22 protein-coding genes and 1 riboswitch are annotated in these 25,221 nt (G+C 67.2%); of the genes, 11 read left to right on the top strand and 11 right to left on the bottom strand.

The window, feature by feature from the left end; translation table 11 throughout:
* Window positions 1-45: 45 nt before the first annotated feature.
* The 3 genes from ABNQ39_RS31140 to ABNQ39_RS31130 form a co-directional block, all read right to left on the bottom strand.
* Window positions 46-1,401 carry a nucleotide sugar dehydrogenase gene (locus ABNQ39_RS31140; RefSeq protein WP_109049715.1) on the bottom strand — a complete coding sequence of 452 codons (1,356 nt, stop codon included), beginning with the start codon at window positions 1,399-1,401 and terminating at the stop codon, window positions 46-48.
* A 407-nt stretch (window positions 1,402-1,808) separates the two neighbouring features.
* Window positions 1,809-3,272, bottom strand: coding sequence for a flippase (locus tag ABNQ39_RS31135; protein ID WP_376965853.1), 1,464 nt, complete (start codon window positions 3,270-3,272; stop codon window positions 1,809-1,811).
* A gap of 87 nt (window positions 3,273-3,359) precedes the next feature.
* On the bottom strand, window positions 3,360-5,564 hold the full coding sequence (locus ABNQ39_RS31130) for a GumC family protein (RefSeq protein WP_376965851.1): 2,205 nt from the start codon (window positions 5,562-5,564) through the stop codon (window positions 3,360-3,362).
* Window positions 5,565-6,284: 720 nt separating this feature from the next.
* Between ABNQ39_RS31130 and ABNQ39_RS31125 the strand changes: the two genes are divergently transcribed.
* A complete protein-coding gene (locus ABNQ39_RS31125) occupies window positions 6,285-6,446 on the top strand; it encodes a hypothetical protein (RefSeq protein ID WP_376965849.1) in 162 nt (53 codons plus the stop codon).
* A 237-nt stretch (window positions 6,447-6,683) separates the two neighbouring features.
* Here the strand turns inward: ABNQ39_RS31125 and ABNQ39_RS31120 are convergent, their stop codons facing one another.
* Window positions 6,684-7,280 (bottom strand): ActR/PrrA/RegA family redox response regulator transcription factor, encoded by a 597-nt coding sequence (locus ABNQ39_RS31120; protein ID WP_425290400.1) that lies wholly within the window; start codon window positions 7,278-7,280, stop codon window positions 6,684-6,686.
* A 9-nt stretch (window positions 7,281-7,289) separates the two neighbouring features.
* A complete protein-coding gene (locus ABNQ39_RS31115; RefSeq protein WP_376965847.1) occupies window positions 7,290-8,684 on the bottom strand; it encodes an ActS/PrrB/RegB family redox-sensitive histidine kinase in 1,395 nt (464 codons plus the stop codon).
* Between the two features lie 87 nt (window positions 8,685-8,771).
* Here ABNQ39_RS31115 and ABNQ39_RS31110 point away from each other — a divergent pair, with 87 nt between their 5' ends.
* From ABNQ39_RS31110 to tenA, 3 genes are read left to right on the top strand one after another with little or no spacing between them, the layout of a single operon-like run.
* Window positions 8,772-9,599, top strand: a complete 828-nt coding sequence (locus ABNQ39_RS31110) for an ABC transporter ATP-binding protein (protein ID WP_376965845.1) — start codon at window positions 8,772-8,774, stop codon at window positions 9,597-9,599.
* The gene (locus ABNQ39_RS31105; RefSeq protein WP_376965843.1) at window positions 9,586-10,425 is read left to right on the top strand and encodes an ABC transporter permease; all 840 of its coding nucleotides are present in this window, start codon (window positions 9,586-9,588) and stop codon (window positions 10,423-10,425) included. The genes ABNQ39_RS31110 and ABNQ39_RS31105 overlap by 14 nt, the downstream gene beginning before the upstream one ends.
* 49 nt (window positions 10,426-10,474) lie before the next feature.
* On the top strand, window positions 10,475-11,161 hold the full coding sequence (tenA, locus tag ABNQ39_RS31100) for a thiaminase II (RefSeq protein ID WP_376965841.1): 687 nt from the start codon (window positions 10,475-10,477) through the stop codon (window positions 11,159-11,161).
* Between the two features lie 64 nt (window positions 11,162-11,225).
* Here the strand turns inward: tenA and ABNQ39_RS31095 are convergent, their stop codons facing one another.
* The 3 genes from ABNQ39_RS31095 to ABNQ39_RS31085 all read right to left on the bottom strand — a co-directional run bounded on the left by ABNQ39_RS31095 (window position 11,226) and on the right by ABNQ39_RS31085 (window position 14,608).
* Window positions 11,226-11,804, bottom strand: a complete 579-nt coding sequence (locus ABNQ39_RS31095; protein WP_376965839.1) for a manganese efflux pump MntP — start codon at window positions 11,802-11,804, stop codon at window positions 11,226-11,228.
* Between the two features lie 82 nt (window positions 11,805-11,886).
* Window positions 11,887-12,012, bottom strand: a riboswitch (yybP-ykoY riboswitch).
* Between the two features lie 26 nt (window positions 12,013-12,038).
* On the bottom strand, window positions 12,039-13,385 hold the full coding sequence (gene guaD, locus ABNQ39_RS31090; RefSeq protein WP_376965837.1) for a guanine deaminase: 1,347 nt from the start codon (window positions 13,383-13,385) through the stop codon (window positions 12,039-12,041).
* 35 nt (window positions 13,386-13,420) lie between these two features.
* Window positions 13,421-14,608, bottom strand: a complete 1,188-nt coding sequence (locus ABNQ39_RS31085) for a urate hydroxylase PuuD (RefSeq protein ID WP_376965835.1) — start codon at window positions 14,606-14,608, stop codon at window positions 13,421-13,423.
* A gap of 286 nt (window positions 14,609-14,894) precedes the next feature.
* Between ABNQ39_RS31085 and ABNQ39_RS31080 the strand changes: the two genes are divergently transcribed.
* The 7 genes from ABNQ39_RS31080 (at window position 14,895) to ABNQ39_RS31050 (ending at window position 23,861) form a co-directional block, all read left to right on the top strand.
* Window positions 14,895-15,491 (top strand): LysE family translocator, encoded by a 597-nt coding sequence (locus ABNQ39_RS31080; RefSeq protein ID WP_376965833.1) that lies wholly within the window; start codon window positions 14,895-14,897, stop codon window positions 15,489-15,491.
* 106 nt (window positions 15,492-15,597) lie between these two features.
* Window positions 15,598-17,097, top strand: a complete 1,500-nt coding sequence (locus ABNQ39_RS31075) for a sensor histidine kinase (RefSeq protein ID WP_376965831.1) — start codon at window positions 15,598-15,600, stop codon at window positions 17,095-17,097.
* Window positions 17,087-17,536 (top strand): response regulator, encoded by a 450-nt coding sequence (locus tag ABNQ39_RS31070; protein WP_098736132.1) that lies wholly within the window; start codon window positions 17,087-17,089, stop codon window positions 17,534-17,536. Before ABNQ39_RS31075 ends, ABNQ39_RS31070 begins: the two co-directional genes overlap by 11 nt.
* Complete coding sequence (locus tag ABNQ39_RS31065; protein ID WP_376965828.1) at window positions 17,533-18,573, top strand: sensor histidine kinase; 1,041 nt, start codon at window positions 17,533-17,535, stop codon at window positions 18,571-18,573. The genes ABNQ39_RS31070 and ABNQ39_RS31065 overlap by 4 nt, the downstream gene beginning before the upstream one ends.
* A gap of 166 nt (window positions 18,574-18,739) precedes the next feature.
* Complete coding sequence (locus tag ABNQ39_RS31060; RefSeq protein WP_376965826.1) at window positions 18,740-19,528, top strand: TetR/AcrR family transcriptional regulator; 789 nt, start codon at window positions 18,740-18,742, stop codon at window positions 19,526-19,528.
* Window positions 19,529-19,534: 6 nt separating this feature from the next.
* Window positions 19,535-20,776 carry an efflux RND transporter periplasmic adaptor subunit gene (locus tag ABNQ39_RS31055; RefSeq protein ID WP_376965824.1) on the top strand — a complete coding sequence of 414 codons (1,242 nt, stop codon included), beginning with the start codon at window positions 19,535-19,537 and terminating at the stop codon, window positions 20,774-20,776.
* A gap of 10 nt (window positions 20,777-20,786) precedes the next feature.
* A complete protein-coding gene (locus tag ABNQ39_RS31050) occupies window positions 20,787-23,861 on the top strand; it encodes a multidrug efflux RND transporter permease subunit (RefSeq protein ID WP_376965822.1) in 3,075 nt (1,024 codons plus the stop codon).
* A 91-nt stretch (window positions 23,862-23,952) separates the two neighbouring features.
* On the opposite strand, the gene ABNQ39_RS31045 is transcribed toward ABNQ39_RS31050, so the two are convergent.
* The 3 genes from ABNQ39_RS31045 to ABNQ39_RS31035 form a co-directional block, all read right to left on the bottom strand.
* Window positions 23,953-24,306, bottom strand: coding sequence for an HVO_A0114 family putative DNA-binding protein (locus ABNQ39_RS31045; RefSeq protein WP_376965820.1), 354 nt, complete (start codon window positions 24,304-24,306; stop codon window positions 23,953-23,955).
* On the bottom strand, window positions 24,303-24,596 hold the full coding sequence (locus ABNQ39_RS31040) for a toxin-antitoxin system TumE family protein (RefSeq protein ID WP_376965818.1): 294 nt from the start codon (window positions 24,594-24,596) through the stop codon (window positions 24,303-24,305). Before ABNQ39_RS31040 ends, ABNQ39_RS31045 begins: the two co-directional genes overlap by 4 nt.
* Before the next feature lie 82 nt (window positions 24,597-24,678).
* Entirely contained in the window at window positions 24,679-24,867 is a 189-nt protein-coding gene (locus ABNQ39_RS31035) for a hypothetical protein (protein ID WP_098736128.1), read from the bottom strand.
* Window positions 24,868-25,221: the final 354 nt, after the last annotated feature.

Genomic DNA, 25,221 nt, shown 5'->3' with positions numbered 1-25,221 from the left:
CTTCCCAAACCGCTTGGCCAAAGCCCTTTGCGGGCCCGGTTTTCGTCAGGCCACATGCGCGTAGCGGGCGGCGCCATGGCTGCCGAGCGCCACGTAGGCGGTGCCGTCCGGCAGGTCGACGTCACGGCTGTTGAAGTTGTTCCAGAAGTCGTAGATCACGCCCGGACGGTCCATCCGCTGGGCCAGATCCGGCAGCGGCATGGAGGTGAAGACCGGGTGGTTGTTGAGGATCACCGCCAGATTGGCGCCGGACACCGCCTCGGCCATGTTGGCCGCCGGCTCCAGCCCGAAGGAGCGGATGTCGTCGGGGCGAACCACGGCGTCGAAGCCGCGCAGGCGGGCGGTCGGGAAGCGCTGGCGCAGCTCCTCCAGCACCGGCTTGGCCATCGTGCCGCGCAGGTCGTCGGTCGCCGGACGGCCCTTGAAGGCGAGGCCCATCAGGCTGATGGTCGGCACCTCCGGGAAGCCCTGCATCGAATTGGCGAGCTTGCCGAGGAAGTCGGCGACCTCGACCGGCTGGCTTTCGTTGACCAGACGGCCGGCGGCGGTGATCGCCATCTCGACGCCGACCTCGCGCGCCGCCTCGATCAGGATGTGGGGATCCTTCTCCAGGCAGGGGCCGCCGACCGGGCCGGGCAGCGGCAGGTTGGTGCGCGGATAGCCCAGCTTGCCGGCGCGCGCCACCTCGACCGCCGAGATCTCCATGGCGTTGCACAGCTTGGCGATCTCGTTGGAGAAGGCGAAGGTGACGTCTCGGTAGGTGTTGTCGACCAGCTTGATCAGCTCCGCCGTCTCCAGGGTGGAGACCTTGACGGTGGTCGGCGTCAGGAAGCCGAAGATCTGCGCCGCACGGGTGGCGACGTCCAGGCTCTCCGCCCCGATGATCTGCGGCAGCTGGTTCAGCTCCAGCAGCGCCTGGCCTTCCAGCGTGCGCTCCGGGCAGAAGGCGATGTCGAACTTCTTGCCGGTGGCGCGCAGGATCGGCGCCACGACGTTGCGGGTGGTGCCCAGCTTCACGGTGGAGCGCAGGATGACCAGATCGCCGTCATGCAGGCTGCCGGCGACCTGACGGGTCGCCGCCTCGATCATGTCGGTGCGGACCCGGCCGTCCTTGCTGAGCGGCGTGCCGACCGTGATGATGAAGACACTGGCCTTGCTGCAATCCTCCTGGCTGCGGCTGAATGTCAGCCGGCCGCGTGCGATGACGTGGCGCAGCTTCTCCGTCAGGCCCGGCTCGTGGAAGTGCGGGTTGCCCTGGCCGAGCTTGTCGAGCACGTCCTGCCGCACCTCGACCCCGTGCACCTGGAAGCCGGCGTCCGCCATCGCGACCGCCAGCGTCAGGCCGACATAGCCGAGCCCGAGGACGCAGACGTTACGATCGGAAAAAGTCTTGGGAAGCATCGTCGCTCCTGCGGTTTGCTGAGGCCCCGCCACCGGCGGCGGGTTGCCGAGAGTTTGGAGACGCCCCGCGTGCCATGCCCTGTTGCCAAGCATGCAGACGGAGAAACCTCGAAATTCGAAATTGTTTTCTTATTGTGACTTCGCCGTGACGATGAAGTACCTCGTTGCCGGCGTTGTGCAGCGCGAAGTGTTTCAGAAATCACCGTCCGATGAAAAGACCATGATTGCAGATCTCCGCCGTATTAATGGTACTAACCCTCGCCGGGGCCAAATGAATGCTTGGAGGCACCAACAGAGACGTTCGAAAGTGGTGCAATAGGCGCATTCCGTTCCTGCTGCCGGTATCCCTCGACCCGGCCTTGCAGAATTGAGGGTTGAACCATCCATCCAGCCACGGCCCGCCCCTCTCAGGCCGTGGCGCTGGTCAGCCGCCGCAACCGTTTCAGGTGGACCAGTCCGGTCAGCACGGCCATCGCCGCATAGACCGCGACCATCGCCACACTGCCGGCGACGAAATGCACCAGCGCCGGCAACCGGTCGAACAGCGGGGCGGCGAAGCTGTCGAGCGCGAGCGCCGCGGCTATGGCCGCGCCGGCGCACAGCAGAGCCCGCGCGGCGATCCCGCCATACAGCTCCCCGACCGTCTGCCGGTGGATCCAGGCGATGGCGACGGTGGCGGCCAGCTCCGCGGTGAAGGTCGCCATCGCGGCGCCCTCGATGCCGTAGCGGGGGATCCACCAGATGTTCAGCAGCGCGTTCAGCGCGCCGCCCGACAGCATGGCGACCATGTAGCCGGTCTGCCGGTGCCAGACGAGCAGCGGATTGCCCAGGATCATGTTGGCGTAGACCACCGCCGAAGCCAGCATCAGCAGGCGCAGAGCCAGCGTCGCCGGGGCGTAGGCATCGCCGAACAGCGTGCCGAGGATGGACGGCGCCAGGGCGAAGCCGCCGGCGATGACCAGCCCGCCGACCGCCAGCATGACGCCGGCATAGGCCCGCATCCGGTCGCGCATCGGCCCGAGTTCGCCATAGGCGGCGGCCAGCTGCGGCAGGAAGGCGTTCATCACGATGTTGCCGACCAGATTGGCCAGGGTCTGGATCTTCACCGCCGCGCTGTACCAGCCGACCTCGGTGTGCGGGGCCAGGAAGCCCAGCATCACCACGTCGAGATGGGTGAAGATCGCCCAGGCGAAGACGCCGACCGCCATCGGCATCGCCGCCGTCAGGATCTCGCGCCACACCGTCAGGTCGACCCTGGGGCGCAGATGGCCGAAGTCGCGGCGGAAGCGGCCGATCATCACCAGCGCGTTGACGGTGATGGAACCGCCGGTGATGGCGGCTGCGGTGATGGCGTCCTCAGGCCCACGCACCAGCAGGAAAACGAGAAGCATCGAGCCGATGGAGGTGCCGATCTCGCGCGTGGCGATCACCCCCATCTTCTCGGTCGCCTGATAAACAAAGTCGAGGACCAAGGCGTTCCCGAGCAACTGGACCGCCTGCACCAGAAGAACCGCCTTCACCTCCATTGGTTTGTCCAGCGAGAGGACGAAGGCCGCATAGAGGACGCCGACCACCAGGGCCAGCACGGTGCGCAGGGTCAGCACATGTTCCGACAGCTCGGCCGCCCGCTCGCGGTGGTCGTCCTGCTCGCGATTTCTCGCAATCTCACGGATTGCATAAGTTGACAGGCCCATGTTCACGAACAGCGCCGCATAGGCCATCAGCGAAGTGCCGAAGCCCAGCACGCCGAAACTGTCCGGTCCCAGAACCCGCGCGGTCCAGGCCGCGGTGACCAGCCCGCTCGCCATCGTCGCCGTTTTCGCGGCGGCAAGGGCGCGGATGTTCCGGAAGATGCGGTGTCCAGCGGACATTCATGGGCTCTTCGGTGGTTGATGGAATCGTGACGCACTGCGCAAAAGATCCTCGGCCGGCTTTCGGCCGGCCGAGGGGCCTTGTCCTCAGTTCGCGTAGTAGCGGCGGTAGCCGTGGTAGCGCCCGCTGTCCGGGAACTCATACTGGGCATGGCGCCGGGTATCGACCTGACTGAACAGGACCCCGACCACCTCGCCGCCGGCCTCGATCACCTCCTTCAGCCCGGCCATCGCGGTGCCGCGCTTGGTCATGCCCCAGCGGACGATGAAGACGGTCTGGTCGGCGAGGGCCGCCAGCAGCTTGCCTTCCGACACCGCCAGCACCGGCGGCGAATCCAGCACGATGCGGTCGTAATTGACCGACAGGCGCGACAGCAGCTGATGCATGCCCGACGAGCCCAGCGTGTCCTGCGGCAGCGTGCGGCCATGGCCGGCGGGAATGACGTGCAGGCCGGTGCGCGGATCGACCTGGATCACCTCCTCCAGCGTCGCGGTGCCGGCCAGCACCTCCGCCAGACCGCGGTTGTTGGACATGCCCAGCATCTCGTGCAGGCACTTCCGCCGCAGGTCGCAATCGACCAGGATCGTCCGCTGGCCGGCGTTGGCGCAGGTGCGGGCGAAGGCGGCGGCGACGGAGCTTTTGCCCTCGCCGGGGACCGAGGAACTGAACAGGATCACCCGGTGCCGCCCGTCCGGATTGGCGAGCAGCAGCGAGGTGCGCAGGTTCTGCATCGATTCCGCGAAAGCGGAGATCGGCTTGTCCACCACATAGGCGGCCGGCGACCCGCCGAAGCGCGGGATGCGCGGCACGATGCCCAGGCTGCGGACGCCGGTCGCCGTCTCGAACTGGTGCGGGCTGCGGAATCCGCTCTCGGCCCGTTCGCGCAGCATGGCCAGCAGCACGCCCAGCGTGCCCGACGCCACCAGCGCCAGCAGCAGGATCAGCTTGCGGTTCGGCTGCGACGGGTCGAGCGGGATCGAGGCCTCCGACACGATGCGGGCGTCAGGCTGCCGCATATCGTTCTGCGCCGCGATCTGCTGCGAGCGGGTTAGCAGCGCCTCGTACATCGACTGGGCAGTGGTGGCGTCGCGTTCCAGCGTGCGCAGGCCGACGGTCGCCTGCTGCTGCTCGTTCTGCTTGGCCTCGGCCTGATCCAGGCTGGCCTTCAGCCCCTGCTCGCGGCCCTTCGCCAGTTCCACCTCGTTGCTGAGGTTGGAGACGATCTTGCCGACGTCGGACTTGATCTGGCCTTGGAGGTCGCGCAGCTGGCTTTGCAGGGCCTGCAGCATCGGGTGCTTGGCACCGTAGCGGTTGGTGGCGTCGGCGATCTGGCGCTGGAGATCGACCTCGCGCTCGCGCAGGGCCTGAATCAGCGGCGAGCCCATGACGTCGCCCACCGCCGAGGCGCCGCGCGGCGAATTCGCCATGGCGGTGACGTCGCGCAGCTTGGTCTCCGCCTCCTGCCGCTTGGTGCGGGCGAGGATATAGTCGGCGTTCAGCTGGCTCAGCTGCTGGCCGACCACGGTGCTCTCGTTGTTGGACGAGGTGGTCAGGCCATGCTGGGTCCGGTACTTCTCCACCGCGTCGCCGGTGGTCTGCGCTTCCTTGCGCAGGTCGGTCAGCCGCTCCTCCAGCCATTGGGTGGCGCGCTTGGACGCCTTGAACTTCTCGTCGAGCTGATCGACCAGATAGAGGTCGGCCATGGTGTTGGCGATCAGGGACGACTTGCGCGGATCCTCGCTGTCGAAGCTGACGGCGATGACGTAGGAACGGCCCTGCGGACGCACCGACGTGTTGTCAAGCACGGCGTTGACCACGGAGGTCAGGTGGTTGCGCTCGATCTCCTCCGGCGACAGCGGCACGCCGCTGGACGCTTTCCAGCTGTCGGGGATCCAGTTGCGCGGGTTCAGCGCCGACACCCATCCGGGGGGCGGCGGACGCAGCGAGGCATTGAACTCCGGATCGTTCATCAGCTTGAGTTTCGCCACCACCTTTTCGGCGAAGGCCGGCGACTTCAGGATCGCGACCTCGCTTTGCAGCGCGCTGATGTCGGGGGTCATGTCGGACACCACCCCCTCGAAGTTGAGGACAGTGTTCTTGCGGTGCTCCACCATGATGAGTGTTTCGGCGGTGTAGAGCGGCGTCATCCGGAAGGCGACCAGGGCCGCCAACCCGGTGCCGACCACGATCACCGTACCGATCAGCAGCTTGTGCCGCCGCAACAACCCCGTGGTCCGGCGCACCGCACTGGCGGCGCTGGCCGACAGATCATATGAGATGCCGGGCGACATGGACCCGGGGCCCCGCCGAGACTCAGGGTTGTTGCGTCGGGGTTGTTCCTGAAGTTCCTGGGTGGCCAAAGGGTCCTCCTCGCGTAACGACCAGAAAGCGCGGCCATAGGACCATCCGTTTGCCCGATCCTCCATTCCGGGCAGCGGATGCTGTCCGGTGGGCAGGCTCGGCGGTTCGTCCGATTGGCTGAAACGCAGTGTTAGTCCAGCCGTTGCATCGGCCATCCAGTGCATGCGGCGAGCAATGGGCGCGCAGTGGGTAGCCTTCCTGACCCTGTTGCAGTGCAGTATGAACCGTCGATGCAGGACCGGGCATAATGGGGGTTACCCGGAAGGACAGGTTGCAAGACGTTCGATCGCACCGGCCGGGCCACGGTCATTTCCGCGATTTTCCCAGCGCGGGCGAGTCCGGGACCGGATGCGAAGACCCATTCCGCCAACGCCGGGCGGTACGTCGACGTTCCGCGCCGGTACGGTTTCTCAGCCGTCCCGGCTGCCGTTGTCACACTTTCCCGACGATTTTAGAGGGTGCGGCCCAACGGTGAGCGATGCCGGAAAGCGGGTGGCGGACCCTGATGCACGGCGTCGGACCGTTAGCACCGGACAAACCGAATTCCCGTTTCCGACGTGCGACAAATTGTTCTGCACACGCATTTTTATGCTATAACGGATACTGTAAAAGGTATAGAGTTCCTATGTCTTTTGGACGGAGATTGCGTCATGCCGTACCGTCAGGAATCCGCCACCGTCAGCGCGATCAGGCTGATCCGCGACCACAGCCGTGCGTGCCATAACCTGTCTGCCCGTGAAGTGCTGTTGCGGGTCGAACGGCGCATGATCGAATTTCTTGAAGACGGCCCCGCCCTGCCGATGCGCAATTGACCCCCGGCTGAGCGACAGGATGGCCCCGGCGGAATTCAGTCCCGGACGGCGATATGGCTGGCCCGATGCCTGACCGCCATGGCCGGCGTTGCCAGAATGCCGGTCCCGGCCGGGGTGAGTGCAGGCGATCTTTTCCCGTGTCCCAATCACGAGCGGCAAGCACGATACCCGACATGCGAACGGCCCGCTCCCGATCCGGGGCGGGCCGTTCGCATGTCGGGCCTGAACCGCTCCAGCTCAGGCGCGCGGGGCGTGCTTGTTCAGGATGCGCTGGAGCGTGCGGCGGTGCATCTTCAGGCGGCGCGCGGTTTCCGACACGTTGCGGTCGCACTGTTCGAAGACGCGCTGGATGTGTTCCCAGCGGACACGGTCGGCCGACATCGGGTTTTCCGGCGGCTGGGGCAGCGGGCGGCCATCGGCCAGCAGCGCGGATTCCACCGCGTCGGCATCGGCCGGCTTCGGCAGGTAATCGACGGCGCCGGCCTTCACCGCGGCGACGGCGGTGGCGATGTTGCCGTAGCCGGTCAGCATGACGATCCGGGCGTCGGGGCGGGCGTCGCGCAGGGCCGACACCACGTCCAGCCCGTTGCCATCGCCCAGCCGCAGATCGACCACCGCGAAGGCGGGGGCCGATTCCTGCGCCACCTCGATGCCGAGCTGGATGCTGTCGACCGCGACGACGTTGAAACCGCGCTTTTCCATGGCGCGGGCCAGCCGCGTGCGGAAGGGGGCGTCGTCGTCGACGATCAGGAGGCTGCGGGTGACGTCGCCAGTGAAGGTCAGTTTGACGGCATCGCCCGACAGCATGTCATCGGTTGTTTTGAGGGTGTCCACCGTGAAACCTCATTTCTTGGCGTTGATGGTCTTCCAGCGCACGGAAATCCGCGCACCGGTTCCGCCCTGATTGGAGTGCCCGCCGGCGGCCTGATCAGCGGGCGGCGCGCCGTCCGGCGGATTGTTGGTGTAGCGCACGGTCGCGCCGGTCTTTTCCAGCAGCGTCTGCGCGATGAAAATGCCGAGCCCCATATGCCCGCCGCCCGTCTGCCCCTTAGGGCCGGAGCGCTCGCCGCGCACCGACAGGTACGGCTCGCCGATGCGGCCCAGCAGGTGGGAGGGGAAGCCCGGTCCGTCGTCCATCACCGTGATGGTGACGCCGCGCCCGTCCCAGGCGGCGGCGACCGTCACCTTGTGGCGGGCGAACTGGTGGGCGTTCTGGATGAAGTTGCCGATGCCGTGGATGATCTCCGGGCTGCGGCGCAGGAAGGGCTCCTCCGCCTCGCCGACCGGATGCGGTTCCACGGCGAAGTCGATGTGGCCGAGACGGTGCGGGGCGGCGGCGGCCTCGATCAGCGCGGTCAGCGGCAGCCGTTCGAACGGATCGCCGCCGTCGGCCTCCGGCTTGCGCGCCAGATCGGCCAGGATCTCGCGGCAGCGCATCACCTGGCTTTGCAGAAGCTCGACATCCTCGCCATAGGGGCTGTCCGGCGGCAGGTCGCGCGCCAGCTCCTTCGCCACCACGGCGATGGTGCCGAGCGGCGAGCCCAGCTCGTGCGCGGCAGCGGCGGCGAGCGCGCCCAGCGCACCCAGCCGCTGTTCGCGGGCGAGCGCCACTTGCGAGGCGGCGAGCGCATCGGCGAAGCGCCGCGCTTCCGCGGCGACGCGGAAGACGTAGCCGGCGATGAAGACCGACGACACAGTCAGCGACAGCCAGACGCCGAAGGCATAGAGCGGCGCCATCGAGCGCACCGGCTCCTCCCACGGCAGCGGGAAGTGCCAGAGGGCGAGTGCCGTCAGGCAGATCAGGTTCAGCCCGGTCAGCAGCACCGTGCTGTAGCGCGACAGGATGGCCGCACCCACGGTCATCGGCGCCAGCAGCAGGATGGCGAAGGGGTTGCTCAACCCGCCGGTCAGATAGAGCAGCAGCGTCAGCTGCAGCATGTCGTAGCTGAGATACAGCGCCGCGTCGCGGTCGGCCAGCCGCAGCCGGCCGCCGCGCTGGGTCATCGCCACCACGTTCAGCAGGGCCGACGCGCTGATGGCGGCCAGCACCGGCCCCAGCGGCAGCGGGAAGCCCAGCCCGAGATTGACGAAGGTCACCGCGGCCAGCTGCCCGAGTACCGCGACCCAGCGGATCACGATCAGCGTGCGCAGCGTGATGCGGCCGTCGGGCTGCGCCCAGTGCGGCGGCGCCGGAGAGGCCGGGACCGGTGCGGTCAGCGCGCTGGCGAGCGTCACCATGATCCCTGTCCCGATCCTCGTTTCGATCCTCGCCCCTGGGCCGCATGCCCCTGGCGGTTGCGGCGCGTGCCGCCATATTCTGTGCCCATGACCGAACGAACCATCCCACAGCAGCAGCCGGCCACACCCGCCGTTGCCCCCGCCATCCGGGCGGAGGGGCTGACCAAGCGCTTCCCCACCCCGGACGGGCGGGACGTCACGGCGGTCGACGCCATCGGCTTCACCGTGCCGCGCGGCAGCGTCACCGGCCTTCTGGGCGGCAACGGCGCGGGCAAGACGACGACCATCTCGATGCTGCTGGGGCTGTTGCTGCCGACGGCCGGGACAGTGGAGATCCTGGGCGTCGACATGGCGCGCCATCGGCATGCCGTGCTTCCGCGCATGAACTTCTCCTCCCCCTACGTCGAACTGCCCCATCGGCTGACGGTGCGGGAGAACCTTACCGTTTATGCCCACCTCTACGGTTTGACATGCGTCAAAAAGCGCGTCCAAGAATTGGCTGAGCATCTTGACCTGTCGCGTTTTCTGGATCGGCCGTCGGGCGGACTGTCGGCGGGGCAGAAAACCCGCGTGGCGCTGGCCAAGGCTTTGCTGAACGACCCGGAGCTTCTGCTGCTGGACGAGCCGACGGCGTCGCTCGATCCAGACACCGCCGACTGGATCCGCACCTATCTCGAACGCTACCGGCTGCGCACCGGCGCCACCATCCTGCTGGCCTCCCACAACATGCTGGAGGTGGAGCGGCTGTGCGACAGCGTGCTGATGATGCGGCAGGGGCGGATCGTCGACCGCGGCGCGCCGTCGGCCCTGCTCGCCCGTTACGGCCGCCAGACGCTGGAGGAGGTCTTCCTCGACATCGCCCGCGCCTCCGATGACCGCATCCTCACCGGGGAGACCGCCGATGCAGCCGAATGAACTGGCGATCCCGCGCGCGGACTTCTCGCTGCGCCGGGTCGGCGCCATGGTGCTGCGCTACTGGTACCTGCTGCGCGGGTCCTGGCCGCGCATCCTGGAGCTGGCCTATTGGCCGACCATGCAGATGATCCTGTGGGGCTACATCAACCAGTTCATGGCCTCATCCAGCGGCGGCGGCAGCGGCTGGGTGGCGCAGGGCGCCGGCGTGCTGGTCAGCGCGGTTCTGCTGTGGGACGTGCTGTTCCGCGGCCAGCTCGGCGTCTCCATCTCCTTCCTGGAAGAGATGTGGTCGCGCAATCTGGGTCATCTGTTCGTCAGCCCGCTCCGCCCCGGCGAATGGGTGACGGCGCTGATGACCATGAGCCTGCTGCGCACCCTGATCGGCGTGCTGCCGGCGGCGGGGCTGGCGATTCCCTTCTTCGGCTATTCGGTCTTCGCGCTCGGCCTTCCGCTCGCCGCCTTCTTCGCCAATTTGATCGTGCTGGGCTGGTCGCTGGGGCTGCTGATCGTGGCGCTGATCCTGCGCTACGGCATGGGGGCGGAGGGGCTGGCCTGGATCGTCGTCTTCATGCTGGCCCCGGTCAGTGCGGTCTATTACCCGGTGTCGGTCCTGCCGGTGTGGCTCCAGCCGGTGGCGCTCGCCCTGCCGTCCGCCCATGTGTTCGAGGGCATGCGGGCGCTGGTGTTCGACGGCACGCTGCGCTGGGACCATCTGGCCTGGGCGGTCGGGCTGAACATGGTCTACATGGCGGGCGGCATCGCCGTGTTCCTCTATGCCTTCCACCAAGCGCGGGTGCGCGGCGCCTTGCTGCAAACCGGCGAATAGCGGGTAGAATGTCTGCCCCACTTCGTCAGCGAAACCGGAGACCGCCGCCATGACCCCGACCTCCTCCACCCCCGACCTGTTCGACCGGCTCGTCGCCGGGGCGCGGCCGGACTGGTCGGCCTATGTCGACCATGCCTTCGTGCGCGGGATGGGCGACGGCACGCTGCCGCAGGCGTGCTTCCGCCATTATCTGGTGCAGGATTACCTGTTCCTGATCCATTTCGCCCGCGCCTATGCGCTCGCCATCTACAAGGGCCGCGACCTGCGCGAGATGCGGGCCTCGCTGAACGGGCTGAAGGCGATCCTCGACATGGAGATGGACCTGCATGTCGGGCTGTGCGCCGGCTGGGGCCTGCCGGCCGCCGAGCTGGAACAGGCGGCAGAGTCCAAAGCGACGATGGCCTACACCCGCTATGTGCTGGAAACCGGCCTGCGCGGCGACCTGCTGGACCTGCATGTCGCGCTCAGCCCTTGCATCATCGGCTATGGCGAGATCGGCCGCCGGCTGGCCGCCTTGCCGGGCGCGCTCGACGAGGCCAACCCCTATCGCGTCTGGATCGCCGAATATGCCGGCGAGGCCTATCAGGAGGTTGCGCGGGCGGCGCGGGAGAATTTGGACCAGCTGGCCGCCGACGGCATGACCGAGGCGCGCTTCCCCCGGCTGCTGACCATCTTCCGGCAGGCCAGCCGGCTGGAGGCGGATTTCTGGGAAATGGGGATGATGCTGGCAGAGTAAGAGCTATGGGGCGGAGTAAGAGCTATGGGAAGGAGGAGGCGTCCGCCCCCTCACCCCGCCAAGGTCACCCCATCGTGTGCTCCAGCAGGATCTTCGCGCCCAGCCCGATCAGCACGACGCCGCCGGCCATCTCGGCCCAGCGCCCCAGATGGTTGCCGGCGGCCTTGCCGATCAGCACGCCGCCGAAGGCCACGGCGAAGGTCACCACGCCGATCAGCGCCGAGGTCGTCACCATGTCGACATCGACCAGCGCCAGCCCCGCCCCCACGGCGGCGGCGTCGATGCTGGTGGCGACGGCGGTGGTCAGCAGGGCCAGCCATTCGGCGCGCACGCTGCGCACCGGGCCGCAATCCTCCTCGCCCTCATCCTCGCCGTCCAGGATGGCGTTGCGCAGCATCGCTCCGCCGACCGCCAGCAGCAGGCCGAAGGCGATCCAGTGATCGACCGACTCCACCAGGCTGGCGAAGGCGATGCCGATGCCCCAGCCGACCAGCGGCATGGCGAACTGGCAGACGCCGAAGGCGGCACCGACCCGCACCGCTTCCGGCAAACCGGCACGGCGCGAACAGGCCCCGCGGCCGAGAGCGGCGGCGAAGCTATCCATCGAAAGGCTGAAAGCGAGCGCGAGGGACGTGGCGATCATGGCTATTCCCGGGCCAGACAACACAGTGGAACCGGACGCACTCCGGCTGGCCGCGGAGATGTCCGATCCACTGGTCTCGCCGGGTCGACCCTACTGGTCGCCGTGCGCGCCATGGCGGTAACGGCCGGAGGCCGGAACCATCCAAGTCTGTTGACGCGAACCCCACCGGATCGCTGCCGGCGGGTGGCTACTCCCCAATGACGGCGGAACTCCTACAGGGACTAGGGGCTTGGGTCAAGCGCCGGTTTGCCGCAGGTGCGAATTGCGGCCGCGCAGGTAGGTGGCGGCGACCGAACGGTCATCGCCCAGCGTCACCTGGATGAACAGCTCCTCCTCCAGATCGCCGTCCACCGCCTTCATGCGATGTCGCATAGCCGGCGTCGCGGCGGGGTCGAGCACGACGAGGTCGGCCCAGCGGCCGGGCTCCAGGCTGCCGATCTCGCCGGCCATGCCCAGCGCCTCGGCATTGCCGCGGGTCATCCAGTGCAAGGCGGCGAGCGCCGGCAGGTTCTGCCGCCGCAGCTGCAGCACCTTGTAGGCCTCCGCCGCCGTGCGCAGCATGGAATAGCTGGTGCCGCCGCCGACATCGGTGGCGATGGCGGTGCGCACCGGCCGCTCCGGCTTCGACAAGGCGTCGAGGTCGAACAGGCCGCTGCCGATGAACAGGTTGCTGGTCGGGCAGAAAACGGCGACCGAGCCGCTCTCCGACAGCCGGGCCATCTCCGCGTCCAACAGATGGATGCAGTGGCCGAACAGCGAGGTCGGCCCCAGCAGCCCGAAACGGTCGTAGACGTCGGTGTAGTCGCGCGCACCGGGGAACAGGCGGCCGACCTCGGCGATCTCGTCGGTGTTCTCCGACAAATGGGTCTGCATGTGGACGCCGGGATGCTCGCGCAGCAGCGCGCCGGCCGCCTCCAGCTGCGCCTCCGTCGAGGTGATGGCGAAGCGCGGCGTCACGGCATAGCGCTGCCGCCCGGTCCCATGCCAGCGGCCGATCAGCTCCTTGCCGTCGCGGTAGCTGCTGTCGGCCGTATCGGTCAGGGCCGGCGGGGCATGACGGTCCATCATCACCTTGCCGGCGATCAGCCCGGCGCCGCGCGCCTCGGCCTCCGCGAACAGGGCATCGACCGACTGCGGGTGGACCGAGCCGTAGACCACCGCCGTGGTCGTGCCGTTGCGCAGCAGCTCGTCCATGAAGAAGGCGGCGTTGGCGGCGGCATGGGCCGGATCGGCGAAGCGCTGCTCCTCGATGAAGGTGTATTTCTCCAGCCAGTCGAGCAGCTGGGCGCCGTAGGAGGCGATGACCTGGGTCTGCGGGAAATGGATGTGGGTGTCGATGAAGCCCGGCAGTACGAGCTTGCCGCTGTGGTCGTCGACCGCCACCCCGTCCGGAACCCGGCCGCGCAGGTCGGCCCAGTCGCCGACCTCCAGAATCCGCCCGTCCGCCCCGACCAGCAGCAGCCCATCCTCACGATAGGTCAGGCAATCGAGATCGCCCGGCCCGGCGGGGGCGCGATGGAAGCTGAGCAGGCGCCCGCGGATGGCGGCGGAAACGGGGACGGCGATAGACTGGTCGGGCATGGGGGTCCGGTTCGATGGAGTGCTGTGAGGGAGGGTTACTTAATGTCCCCGGACCATGCCGCCAACACCGCCCGCTCCTGCGGGGTGATTCCGGTGATGTTGGCGGGGGGCATGGCGCTGCTGTAGCCGGCTTGCAGGCGGATCTGCTCGGCATGGCGGCGGATGCCGTCGCCCTCCAGCACGACGCCGCGCGGCGGGGTGGCGATGCCCTCCCACACCGGCTGGGCGGCATGGCACATGCTGCACCGGGTGGCGACGATCTCCTCCACCTGGGCATAGCCGACCTTCACCGGCGCCGCCGCAGCCGTGTCGGCCGTCGCCGGCCCCAGGGTGCTGAGCCAGATGCAGCCCAGCATGCCGGCGGCGGCGACCCCCCAGGTCCACCAGGGCGTCGGCTTGCCGGCATGGCGGCTGTTGAAGAAATGGCGGATCGCCGTGCCGACCACCAGAACCAGCGCCACCATCACCCAATTGTAGCGGGTGGAGCTGACCAGCGGGTAATGGTTGGACAGCATCAGGAAGACGACCGGCAGGGTCAGGTAGTTGTTATGCAGCGAGCGCTGCTTGGCCTTTTTGCCCAGCGACGGGTCCGGCGTCTCGCCGCGCAGCATGGCGGCCACCGTCTTGCGCTGGTTGGGGATGATCAGCATGAAGACGTTGCAGGCCATCATCGTCGCCATCAGGGCGCCGACCTGCAACATGGCGCCGCGCCCGCTGAAGATCTTCGTCATGCCCCAGGCGGTCGCCACCAGCATGACGAAGCCGGCGACAGCCAACGCCCCGTCGTTGCGGCCGAGCGGCGACTTGCACATCAGGTCATAGGCGACCCAGCCCGCCACCAGCGCACCGACGCTGATCGCCACCGCCTGCCAATGGCTGAGCGCCAGCACGTCCTGGTCGATCAGGAACAGGTCGGCGCCGCGGTAATACAGCACGCACATCAGGAAGAAGCCGCTGAGCCACGTCGCGTAGGATTCCCACTTGAACCAGGTCAGGTCCTCCGGCAACTGCGGCGGGGCGACCATGTATTTGGTCATGTGGTAGAAGCCGCCGCCATGAATCTGCCAGGCGTCGCCGGCCGTCCCGGACGGCGCGCCTGCCCAGCGGCGCAGCGAGGCGTCGAGATGGATGAAATAGAAGGACGATCCGATCCAGGCGATGGCGGTGATGACGTGCAGCCACCGCGCCAGGGCGTTGATCCATTCCCACAGGATGGGCTCCATCGCGCGCACGCTCCTTCCGGTCAGGTCGATGGCTTGACTGTAAGGCCAGTGTGCAGCTGCGGAAAACTATTCGTCCGTCCCAACAGCTTCAAAAAATGACGAAAGATGGAACTGTGGCCGCAAGCCCCTTCTGGAAGGGTGCTACCGCGGCCGTGACGATCATGGCGATGCCGCCAACCACCCATTCCATTAGACATCGTAATGAACGATATTAAAATTATTCCATTTCCTAATTTGCCGTGCCGCCCTAACCAGAACCCCGGTCATCGGGTCGGGGGTGAAGGGGATGCAGACGTTGAGCGGTCTCGCGCTGTTCGTGTTGGCAGCAACGATTTCTCCGGGTGGGGCCACGACGCTGGCCACCGCATCGGGCATGAATTTCGGCTACCGGGGATCGCTTCCGCTGATCGCCGGCATTTCGCTGGGTCTCGCCGGCATGGCCGCCGCCGCCGCGGCCGGGATCGAAGGCATATTCGTTGCCGTGCCGGCGATACAGACCGTAGTCAAGATCGCAGGTACGGTTTACCTTTTATGGCTGGCCCTTCAGCTGTCACGGACGGGCGCCCCGAAGACGAGCGGATCGGTCGCCAAGCCGGCAAGCCTGGCAGGCGGTGCCTGGCTTATCCTTTACAACCCGAAGGGCTGGGCGATGACCACCGGAGCCGCCGCATCTTTCTCGTCGATTGGCGACGGTCCGGTCGAGGTCGCGGTTATTCTCGGCGTCGCATTCGGATGCTTCGCTTCGATCTCGCTGTCGGTCTGGTGCCTGGGCGGCCAATTGCTCCGGCGCGTGCTGACCCGGGACCGGCACTGGAGAGCCCTCAACATCGCGCTGGCGCTTCTCCTGGTCGCATCGATCCTGCCGATCTGGATCGGGCCATGACGGCAGATCCCCAGCCGCCGGAAGACCCGAGCCGTCAACCGATTGCCAATCCTGCCGCGAATTGGTAGAGGGACTAATCCTTCCCCGCACCGCACGGCTCTCCGCGATGCCCACGTCCGGCAGCACAGTCACCCGCCGTGCCCTTCTGATGCTGCTCGCTGCCGCCTTCGTGCTGCTGGCGATCATCATGATGTCGGGATGGCTGGCGGACAGCACCCAGCAATATTCCCGCTCCGTCAGCCGGATAACGGCCCTGCGGGTCGCCGCCGGGACACTGCTCAGCCAGTTGCAGGATGCCGAGATCGGACAGCGCGGCTACCTGCTGACCGAGGACCGCCAATATCTCAAGCCCTACGAGGCGGCGGTCGCGGCGGTGGACGCCACCATCGCCCGGCTGCACGAACTGGCCGATGGCGATGCCGGCGAGCTGCACATCGTCGACCGTCTCGTCGGTCTGGCCGCCGCAAAGCGGGAGGAGCTGGCGGAGACCATCGCCCTGATGGGGGCCGGACGCCGGGACGACTCCCTGGCCATCGTGCGCACCGGCCGCGGCATGCGGCTGATGGACGATGCCCGGCGCTCGCTCGACGAGCTGATCACCCCCGCCGATGCCCAGCTCGACACCCAGCTCCGCGCCCTGACCGGGCAGGCCAGGACGTCGGGATGGGTGGCGATCCTGGGCGGCCTGTTCATCCTGCTGGTCGTCGGCGGCGCCGTGTGGATCGCGGTCGGCTACACGCGCGCCCTCATGCAGGCGCAGCACGCGATCCAGGCCCTCAACGATTCACTGGAGCAGCGCGTTTCCGAACGCACCATGGAGTTGCAGCGGGCCAACGACGAGATCCAGCGCTTCGCCTACATCGTCAGCCATGATCTGCGCGCGCCGCTGGTCAACGTGATGGGCTTCACCAGCGAGTTCGAGGCCGGACTGGCCAGCGTAGCCGCCGACCTCAATCGCCGGCCGGCAGACGGCGACGACGCCACGGCGGCGGAGGCGCGGCGGGCGGTCACCGAGGACATGCCGGAGGCCATCGGCTTTATCCGCACGTCGACGACGAAGATGGACCGCCTGATCAACGCCATCCTCGCCCTGTCGCGCCAGGGCAGCCGGACGCTGAACCCGGAGCCGATTTCCATGCAGGCTCTCGTGGAAAACGTGGTCGCCAGCAACCGCCACCGGGCAGGCGAACTGCGCTGCGCCATCGACATCGCCGGCCCGCTGCCGTCGCTCGTCTCCGACCGGCTCGCCCTGGAGCAGGTGTTCGGGAACCTGCTGGACAATGCGATCAAATATCTCGATCCCGCCCGACCCGGCCGGATCGCCATCCGCGGACGGACCGAGGCGGATTGGCTGATCTTCGAGGTCGCGGACAACGGCCGCGGCATCGCAGCCCAGGATCACGAGCGCATCTTCGAGCTGTTCCGCCGCTCCGGCGTGCAGGACCGTCCGGGCGAGGGAATCGGCCTTGCCTATGTCCGCACGCTCGTCCGGCGCCTGCAAGGCGACGTCACCGTCGATTCCGTTCCTGGACAGGGCAGTATCTTTCGCATAAGCCTTCCGAAAATTCTCGCCCTGTCCCCGGAGAAGCCCGCTCATGAATCGTGACCCACAAACGGTCTGCATCGTCATGATCGAGGACGACGAGGGACACGCCCGCCTGATCGAGAAGAACATCCGGCGGGCCGGCGTCACCAACGAGATCGTGCCCTTCACCGACGGCACCAGCGCCCTCGACTACCTGTTCGGTCCGGACGGAAGCGGACAGGCCAGCTCGGGCCGGGCGCTTCTCATCCTGCTGGATTTGAACCTGCCGGACATGACCGGGGTCGATATCCTGTCCAGGCTGAAGGCCAACCCCCACACCAAGCGCTTCCCCGTCGTGGTGCTGACCACCACCGACGACCGGCAGGAAATCCAGCGCTGCTACGACATCGGCGCCAACGTCTACATCACCAAGCCGGTGAATTACGAAAGCTTCGCCACCGCGATCCGGCAGCTCGGGCTGTTCTTCTCCGTCATCCAGATCCCCGAGGCGGAGGCATGACCGACCCGGCCATACGAATCCTCTACATCGACGACGACGCTGCCATGGCCCGGCTGGTGCAGCGCAGGCTCGAACGGCGCGGCTACGCGGTGGAGTGGGCGAAGGACGGCCGGGACGGGTTGGAACGGCTGGAACGGGGCGGCATCGCGGTGGTCGGGCTGGACCACGAGATGCCGGGGGAGACCGGGCTGGACATACTGCCCGCCCTGCTGGCGCGCGAGAACGCCCCGCCGGTCATCTACGTCACCGGGGCCGGCGACACCCGGGTGGCCGTCGCGGCGCTGAAGGCCGGTGCCGACGATTACGTCCCCAAGGAAACCGGCGAGGGATTCTTCGATCTGCTGGCGGCGGCCATCGAGCAGGCGCTCGAAAAGGCCCATCTGCGCCGGGAACGGGAGCAGGCGGAGCGGGAGGTGCGCGCCGCCCGCGACCGGGCGGAGCTGCTGCTGCGGGAGGTCAACCACCGGGTCGCCAACAGTCTGGCCCTGGTGGCGGCCTTCGTGCGGATGCAGCGGTCGGGTCTGACCGACTCCCTGGCCCGCGCCGCCCTGGACGAGACCCAGGTGCGCATCACCGCGATCGCCGGCATCCACCGGAGCCTCTACACCTCCGACGACGTGCGCTCCGTCCGGTTCGATTCCTATCTGGAAACGCTGCTCGCCGAAATGCACACCGCCATGGCGTCGCGGCGCCCGGACAGCTTCGTCGTCGTCGCCGACGAGGTTTCGGTGCCGACCGACAAGGCGGTGTCCCTGGCGGTCATCGTGACCGAACTGGTCACGAACGCCTGCAAATACGCCTATCCCGACGGCCAAGCCGGCAGCATCCGCGTGCGGGCGATGGCCGCCGAAGGGCAGCTGTCGGTGAGCGTCGAGGATGACGGGGTGGGCTTCTCCGGCGACGACGCGCCCAAGGGAACCGGCCTCGGCACCCGCATCGTCCAGGCGATGGCGGCCAGCCTGGGAGCGCTGCTGCACCATGACCGCCAGCATGCCGGCACCCGAGTGACGCTGACGATGCCGTTGCAGCCGCTCTGACCTTTATCGGATCGTTCCTGTCAGGGGTCGGACAGGAGACTGCCGGCCATCCTGTCAAACTCCATGGACAGGATGCCGCACCCAAGCTATATCTCCGCCAGCAAGGTGAGTAAGCACTCACTTATCACAAGCGACTGACCAAGCACCCTCCGATGGCCCCCTTCTGATGGCCCCGCGCCTCGACAGCCACGCCCGCAAGCGGGCGATCCTCGACGCCGCCTTGCCGCTGTTCGCGCGCAAGGGTTTCGCCGCGACCACCACCAAGGAGATCGCGCAGGCCGCCGGCGTGTCGGAGGCGCTGATCTTCAAGCATTTCCCGTCCAAGGCCTCGCTCTACGAATCGATCTTCCTCTGCTGCATCGATGGCGATCCGGAATATGAACGGCTGGTGGCGTTGCCGCCCAGCACCGGCACGCTGGTGCAGATGATCCAGGGGATGGTGAACTACTTCGTGATCGAGCTGCCGGCCGATCCGGACGAGCGTGCCCGCCACCGCCTGTCGATCATCAGCCTGCTGGAAGACGGCGAGTTCATGCGGCAGGTCTTCGAAGGCATCCGCAGCCGCTTCCTGCCCTGCTTCGCCGCCTCCATCGAGGCCGCGACCGCCGCCGGCGACCGGCTGCCGGGACCGGTCGATGCGGAGAACGGCTTCTGGCTTGCCGAGCATCTGTGCGAGATGATGGCGACCGTCTGCCTGTCCGGCGGGGCCATCGTTCCCTATCCTTGCGGCCGTCCCGACCTTGCGCGCCAGACCATCTGGTTCATCCTGCGCGGGCTCGGCCTCCGCGACACCGCGATTGCCGCTCACGAAGGCGGCGGACGCTTTCCCTTCGTGCCTTCCCAGCCGCCGCCGGAGCCGCCGGCAAATGATGCGGCCAAGCCCGCACATGGCGCAGCCAAGCCCATGAATGGCTCAGCCAGGAATGACGACCCCACACCCGAGAGACCGGAGTAGCCGAACGTGACCCTGGACCATTCGCCAAAGACCGAGACGTCATTCGGCCACCCGGCGTCCGAGCCGGGTCGCGGGGCGCCTCCCCCCACCTCGCCACCGCCGCGCAAGCCGGTGACGCGCGGGCGGCTGACCCTGCGCATCGTCATCACGCTGATCGTGCTGGGGCTGCTGGGTGCGGGGCTGTACGGCTTCAACACCTTCCGCGCCAAGGCCATCGCCGACTTCTTCGCCAACAACAAGCCGCCGCCCACCCCGGTGGCGCTGGCCGAGGCGACGGTGCAGACCATCCCGAAATACCTGTCGGCCATCGGCACGCTGCAGGCGGCACGGCAGGTGACGGTTGCCCCCGAGGTCGCCGGCCGCATCGACCGCATCCCCTTCGAATCGGGCGCCCGCGTCAAGGCCAGCGACCCGCTGGTGCAGTTGAACGACGCCACCGAGCAGGCCGACCTGCTGGCCCAGCGCGCCCAGGCGCGTCTGGCCGAGCTGAACCTGGAGCGCTACCGCGACCTGCGCCGCAGCCAGGCGACGCCGCAGAGCAACGTCGACCAGTATCAGGCGCAGCTCGACGAGACGAACGCGAACATGAAGCGGACCAGCGCGCTGATCGGCCAGAAGCTGATCAAGGCGCCGTTCGACGGCGAACTCGGCATCCGTCAGGTCAATGTCGGCGACTACGTCAATCCCGGCGCCACCATCGTGACGCTGACCGACCTGTCGCAGCTCTACATCAACTTCACCCTGCCGGAGCAGAGCTTCACCAAGCTGTCGGTCGGCCAGGCCGTGCTGATCAACGTCGACGCCCTGCCCGGCCGCGATTTCGAGGCGAAGATCACCACCATCGAGCCGCAGGTCAGCGCCGACACCCGGGCCGTCAAGGTGCAGGCGACCATGGACAACCGCGAGCGCCAGCTGCGGCCGGGCATGTTCGCAAACGTCCGCGTCGTCCTGCCGCCGCAGCCCAACACGCTGACCGTTCCGGAAACCGCGGTCGACTACACGGTCTACGGCGATTCCGTCTTCGTCGCGACCCAGCAGAAGACCCAGGACGGCAAGGAGCAGCTGGTGGTGGAGCGCAAGCCGGTCAAGGTCGGCGACCGCCTCGCCAACCGCGTGGAGATCCGCAGCGGTCTCAACCCCGGCGACCGCGTCGTGGTGTCGGGCCAGCTGAAGCTCGCCAACGGCGCGGCCGTGGTCCCGGCGGAGAAGAATCCGCTGACCCCGCCGCAGACCCTGCCGCAGAACTGAGGCCGACGCCATGGGCAGTTTCACCGACATCTTCATCCGCCGGCCGGTCCTGTCGCTCGTGGTCAGCCTGCTGATCCTGCTGATCGGGGCGCGCGCGCTGCTGGAGCTGCCGATCCGGCAGTATCCACAGTTGCAGAACACGGTCATCACCGTGACCACCAGCTATCCCGGCGCCTCGCCGGAGCTGATGCAGGGCTTCATCGCCACGCCGATCGAACAGGCGGTCTCCTCGGCGGAGGGGCTGGACTATCTGACCTCCTCCTCGACCCAGGGGCAGAGCGTGGTCACCGCCTATGTCCGGCTGAACTTCGACCCCAACGTCGCGATGACCGACGTGATGGCGAAGGTGCAGCAGGTCAAATACCAGTTGCCGCGCGAAGCGAACGACCCGGTGATCCTGAAATCGACCGGCGAGACGACCTCGATCCTCTATATGGGCTTCTCCAGCCCCGAATTGTCGGGGGCGGCGATCTCCGACTACCTGACGCGCGTGGTGCAGCCGGTGCTGTCCACGGTGGAGGGCGTCGCCCGCGCCCAGATCCTGGGCGGCCAGACCTTCGCCATGCGGCTGTGGCTCGACCCGGTCAAGATGGCGGCGCGCAACATCTCGCCGGCCGACGTCTCGGCGGCGGTGGCCGCCAACAACTACCAGTCGGCCCCCGGTCAGACCAAGGGCGTCTTCGTCATCTCCAACGTCACCGCCAACACCGGCCTGACCGACGTCGAGCAGTTCCGCGACATGGTGGTGAAGGCCAAGGACGGGGCGCTGGTGCGCATGCGCGACATCGCCACGGTCGAACTCAGCTCCAAGAGCTTCGACGCCAGCGTGGCGATGAACGGGCAGCAGGCGATTTTCATCGGCGTCGATGCCACCCCGACCGGCAACCCGCTGAACATCGTCGCCGACATCCGCAAGATGGAGCCGGAGCTGCGGCGCAACCTGCCGCCCAACATGAACATGGAGATCGTCTACGACAGCACCCGCTTCATCCAGGCCTCCATCGACGAGGTGGTGAAGACGCTGCTGGAGGCGGTCGCCATCGTCATCGTCGTCATCTTCCTGTTCCTCGGCAGCCTGCGGTCGGTTCTGATCCCGGTGGTGACCATCCCGCTGTCCATCGTCGGCGCGGCCACCTTCATGCTGGCGCTGGGATTCTCGCTGAACCTGCTGACCCTGCTGGCGATGGTGCTCGCCATCGGCCTCGTGGTCGACGACGCCATCGTGGTGGTGGAGAACATCCACCGGCATATCGAGCACGGCAAGTCGAAGGTCGCCGCGTCGCTGATCGGCGCCCGCGAGATCATCGGGCCGGTCATCTCCATGACCATCACGCTGGCGGCGGTCTATGCCCCCATCGGCCTGCTGGGCGGCCTGACCGGCGCGCTGTTCCGCGAGTTCGCCTTCACGCTGGCCGCGTCGGTGATCGTGTCGGGCGTCGTGGCGCTGACGCTGTCGCCGATGATGTGCTCCGTCATCCTGAAGGAGGGAGAGCCGGGCCGCTTCGCCGCCTTCCTCGACCGCCAGTTCGAACGGCTGGCGGGCTGGTACGAGCGGCGGCTGCACGGCATGCTCGACTATCGCGCCGCGACCCTGCTGTTCGCCGTCGGCATCCTGCTGTCGGTCGGCTACCTGTTCGCCAACACCATGTCGGAACTGGCGCCGGAAGAGGACCAGGGCATCCTGTTCGGCATCTCCAAGGGGCCGCAATACGCCAACCTCGACTACATCGACAGCTTCGGCAAGCAGATCGACGAAACCTTCGCCGCCTTCCCGGAGACCGACACCCGCTTCATCCTGACCGGCCTGCCCACCCTCAACCAGGGCTTCGCCGGCATGATCCTGAAGCCGTGGGGCGAGCGCAAGCGGTCGGCGAAGGAGCTGCAGCCGCTGGCCCAGGCCGAGCTGGGCAAGGTGACGGGCATCAACGTGTTCCTGGTGTCGCCGCCGGCCCTGCCCGGCTCCACCGGCGGCCTGCCGGTGCAGATGGTGATCTCCAGCCCCGGCGACTACCGCACCATCTTCGACGCCATCGAGCGGATCAAGGATGCCGCCACCAAGAGCGGCATGTTCATCGTCACCGACAGCGACCTACAATATGACAGCCCGGTCGTCCGGCTGAAGATCGACCGCGCCAAGGCGGCCGATCTCGGGCTGACCATGCAGTCGGTGTCGAGCACGCTGTCGGTGCTGGTCGGCGGCAACTACGTCAACCGCTTCAACCTGAACGGCCGCTCCTACGAGGTCATTCCCCAGGTACCGCGGGCCGAGCGCCTGACGCCTGAGTCGCTGACCAACTATTACGTCACCTCCGGATCGGGCGCCCAGATCCCGCTGTCCACCGTGGTGTCGGTGGAAACGGCGGTGGAGCCCAATGCGCTGAACAAGTACAACCAGCTGCCGTCGGCCACCTTCTCCGCCGTGCCGATGCCGGGCGTCTCCATGGGTCAGGTCGTCGACTTCCTGGAGGAGCAGGCGCGCACCCAGCTGCCGGCCGGCTTCAACCACGCCTATTTGTCTGAATCGCGCCAGTTCGTGACGGAGGGCAGCCAGCTGATGGTCACCTTCGCCTTCGCGCTGATCGTGATCTATCTGGTGCTGGCGGCGCAGTTCGAATCGCTGCGCGACCCGCTGGTGATCCTGGTGTCGGTGCCGATGTCGATCTGCGGCGCGCTGCTGCCGCTGTTCTTCGGCGTCGCCACCATGAACATCTACACCCAGGTCGGTCTGGTGACGCTGATCGGCCTGATCTCCAAGCACGGCATCCTGCTGGTGGAGTTCGCCCGCGAGATGCAGCTCAACGAGGGCGTGGATCGCCGCACCGCCATCGAGCATGCCGCCCGCGTCCGCCTGCGCCCGATCCTGATGACCACCGCGGCGATGGTGGTCGGCCTGCTGCCGCTGCTGACCGCGGCGGGTGCCGGTGCGGCCAGCCGCTTCTCCATCGGTCTGGTCATCGTGTCGGGCATGCTGATCGGCACGCTGTTCACCCTGTTCGTCCTGCCGGCGGTCTACACCCTGCTGGCCAAGGACCACTACGCCGCCTCCCGCTCCAGCCGGGCGGAGCAGCTGCGCAGCACGACCTGACGCGCCGTCGGGCACCCGTGCGACGAAACAGGCCCCTCCTGACCGGAGGGGCCTGTTTTCGTTCGGACATCAAGCTCGGCTGCGATTGCTGTCAGAGAGCGATCCGGGTCTGGATGCCGTCATACTCGGCACGCAGGCCGCCGTCCTCGCTCCGCTCGATCAATCCGGCTTCGGTCAAGGCCTGAACGTCGGCATGAACGTTGCTGTAATCGCGCCTCAACGCCATCGCCAGAGCCCGCACGCTCGCGGTCGGCTGCCGGTGAAGATGCCGCAGCAACTCCAACCGCTTTCCGGTCAGCGTCCGGGCCAGGGTTTCCCAATCCGCGAAGTTGATGGAACTCTCCGGTTCGACGGCTTCGCCGCGCTCGACCCGATGCACGGCCGCCACAACCTCCGCCGCGATATCCCGCAGGCTTTGCCCGACCGTAATCTTCAGATCGGTCATAGCGGTTCTCCCCTCAAGGTTTCGATATCCGCCAGAAAGTCTTTCAACAGCGTGTCGATGTCGGTGAAGCGGTAGGGCATCTCGTCCCTGCCGATGTGCTTATGGTCGCCCTTGCCGCGTTCATTGTCGTAAGCGACCAGCCGTTCGCCATTGCGGCCGTAATACAGGCTGTACTTGAAGCGATGCTCGCTCGGCGGCACCGGCGCGGTCACGAACCACACCCGGATCTGCACGATGGCCCCATCCTGTAGCACCGTCTTGCGATCACGCAGAAGTTCGGCCTTGGTCATGCAATGAACATGTCATGCCCATTCTATGGTTTCAATCACCATATGGTGAAATGAACCATTCCATTATGCCAAGAATCCCCTCTCATCCGGCCAGTTCCGCCGGCACCGGGAGATCCTCCCCCTCCTCGCGGCGGAGCATCCAGATCATCCAGCGTTCCGTGTGGATCAGCAGACGCCGGGTCTCGACGCTGTCGCAGCCGCGGCTGTGGCTGCGCAGGAGGCGGATGGCGCGACAGATGGCGGACTGCGGGTCCTGGGCTCGATCCGGCACGGGCGGGGGTCCTTGGTGACTATGCTGCGGGGCAATGCGGGTTTCCCGACACATAGCGGACCGATCCGCAACCAAAGCGTGATCTTTCTTGGTCTCGCGCAGAATCCTGTCCGGCTGCCGTTTTAAAGTTGCGCCCGGTCGTCAGAATGATGCGGACAGTGACGTTGAAAGTTCCACGAGCACCGCCGACCGCGGGTGTTTGGCCAGTTCATGCCCGGCAAAGGCCACCCTGTGCGCTCTTGTCCCTACCTGCCGTATTTATCGAATGTTATATCTTTCGTCCTAGACCACCATTCGGGCCATCGCCGTCACGAATGCTGTCCATCCAAGCGCCGGTATTTCACAACCGCAGTC

This window comes from Azospirillum sp. A26, from assembly GCF_042604635.1.
GTDB lineage: Bacteria > Pseudomonadota > Alphaproteobacteria > Azospirillales > Azospirillaceae > Azospirillum > Azospirillum palustre.
The sequence above is the reverse complement of the archived record's forward strand: the minus strand, read 5'-3'. Positions and strand labels throughout refer to the sequence as shown.